Raw genomic sequence first — 1,875 nt, 5'->3', positions numbered from 1 at the left:
CAGCGTGGAATCGACGCTCGGGACGGGCCAGAAGCTCCCCCGGCGAACGCCGGCGAGCTTGCCGACGCCTGCGTGGTAGGAGATCCAGACCGTGAGGCTCCCATACGCCGGATCGCCCGGAGCGGATGCCAGCCGGTCGGCCACCTCGCGCTGCACGAGAACGGCCGCTCCATCGAGGCGGGAGCGGGCCCCGAGGAGCCACAGGAGAATGGGAGTGGTGATCGCATAGGGCAAATTCCCGGCGGCGTAGAGGCGCCCGCCCGGCTTTCGCGCCAGGGACGCGGGATCGAGATCCAGGATGTTCCCGGCGTGGAGCCGCAGCCTTCCTTCCGAGATGGGGACTCGGAATCGATCTTCCAAGAGGGAGACGAGCCGGAGATCGATCTCGACCGCGTGGACGGTCGCCCCCCTCTCCAGGAGCGCGCGCGTGAGCGCGCCGCCTCCCGCGCCGATCTCGACGACCTCGGTCCGTTCGCCGATCGGCATCCTCTCCGCGAGACGACCGGCAACGTCGGGCCGCACGAGGAAGTTCTGCCCCAGCCGCTTCCGGGGCGCGATCCCGTGGCGGCGCAGCCAGCGTCTCTCCTCCCCCGATGAGTGGATCATCACGAGAGGCGGAAGAGGTCGATCGCGTTCCGGTCGGTGGCCCGTTCCACCTCCGGGACCTCGACTCCGAGGAAGCCGGCGATCGACGCCGCGATCAGAGGGATGTTCGCGGGCTCGTTGCGCTCGCTGCGCCTCGGATGAGGCGCCAGATAGGGGCAGTCGGTCTCGAGGAGGATGCCATCGAGACCGACATGACGGACGAGGGGCGCGGAGCGCTTCGGATTGTAGGTGACGGCGCCCCCGAACCCGAGGAGGAATCCGAGCGAACGGGCCCTGTCGGCCGCCGCCGCATCGCCCGAGAAGCAGTGAAACACGCCCCGGACCTCGCCTCCCCCCTCCTCCTCGATCATCCTGAGGACATCCTCGTGCGCCTGTCGCGAGTGGACCACCAGAGGCAGGCCGGTCTCCCTGGCCACCGCGATCTGGCGACGGAAGAGATCCCGCTGCCGATCGTGCGGCGCGTAGTCCCGGTAGTAGTCGAGCCCCGTCTCGCCGATCGCCCGGACCCTTGGGTGGCCGAGATCCCTGAGCAGGCTCTCGAGGTCTGGGGTGCCCTCGCGGCCCGCCTCGTGCGGGTGGATCCCGATCGCCGCGTGGATCCGCGGATCCGCCGAGGCGAGATCGCGCACGAGGGGCCAGTCCTTTGCCGATATGTTGATCTCGACAAGAAACCGGCCGCCCGATTCCCAGGCTCTTCGCAGGACGTCGCCGCGATCACGATCGAAGTCGCGGAGATGGACGTGGGCGTGGGTGTCGATCACCCCTGCGATTCCTCCGCCCGACCCCTGGGGCACGCCTCCGCCTCGCAGGCGTTGTTGAAGGCCAGGCAGCAGAGGAGGCGGCCGCACATGCCCGAGATCCTGGCGGGAGTGAGGGCGAGGTTCTGCTTCTTCGCCATCTTGAGGGTCACCGGCTCGAACGACTGGAGGAAGCTGGCGCAGCAGAGGCATTGTCCGCAAGGGCCGATGCCTCCCTGGCGTCGCACCGCCTCTCGCGGATGAATCTGGCGAAGCTCGATGCGAGTCCGGAAGGTCTTCGCCAGGTCACGCACGAGCGCCCGGAAGTCGACGCGTCCGTCGGCGGTGAAATAGAAGGTGACCCTGTTGCCGTCGAACTGGTGCTCCGCGTCGGTGACCCGCATCGTGAGACCGGAGGACTCCACCCTCTGCCTGCATATCCGCAGCGCCTCCTCGTCCTCTCTCCGCACGCGGGCGAGATGGCAGATCTCCTCGCCGGTCGCCTCCCGCAGGATCCGTTTGATCTCCTTGC

At 68.6% G+C, this 1,875-nt stretch carries 3 protein-coding genes; all 3 read right to left on the bottom strand.

Annotated features, from left to right (window positions below; translation table 11 throughout):
* A partial coding sequence (locus FJY88_14095) for a 16S rRNA (adenine(1518)-N(6)/adenine(1519)-N(6))-dimethyltransferase RsmA (GenBank protein MBM3288458.1) occupies positions 1 to 606 on the bottom strand: 606 nt, incomplete at its 3' end.
* Positions 606 to 1,565, bottom strand: coding sequence for a TatD family deoxyribonuclease (locus FJY88_14090; protein ID MBM3288457.1), 960 nt, complete (start codon positions 1,563 to 1,565; stop codon positions 606 to 608). The genes FJY88_14095 and FJY88_14090, both read right to left, overlap by 1 nt.
* Positions 1,364 to 1,875: stage 0 sporulation protein (locus tag FJY88_14085; GenBank protein MBM3288456.1), on the bottom strand; the 512-nt coding region annotated here is incomplete at its 5' end. The genes FJY88_14085 and FJY88_14090, both read right to left, overlap by 202 nt.

The organism is Candidatus Eisenbacteria bacterium (genome assembly GCA_016867495.1).
Classification (GTDB): domain Bacteria; phylum Eisenbacteria; class RBG-16-71-46; order CAIMUX01; family VGJL01; genus VGJL01.
This window is presented reverse-complemented; position numbering and strand designations above follow the sequence as displayed.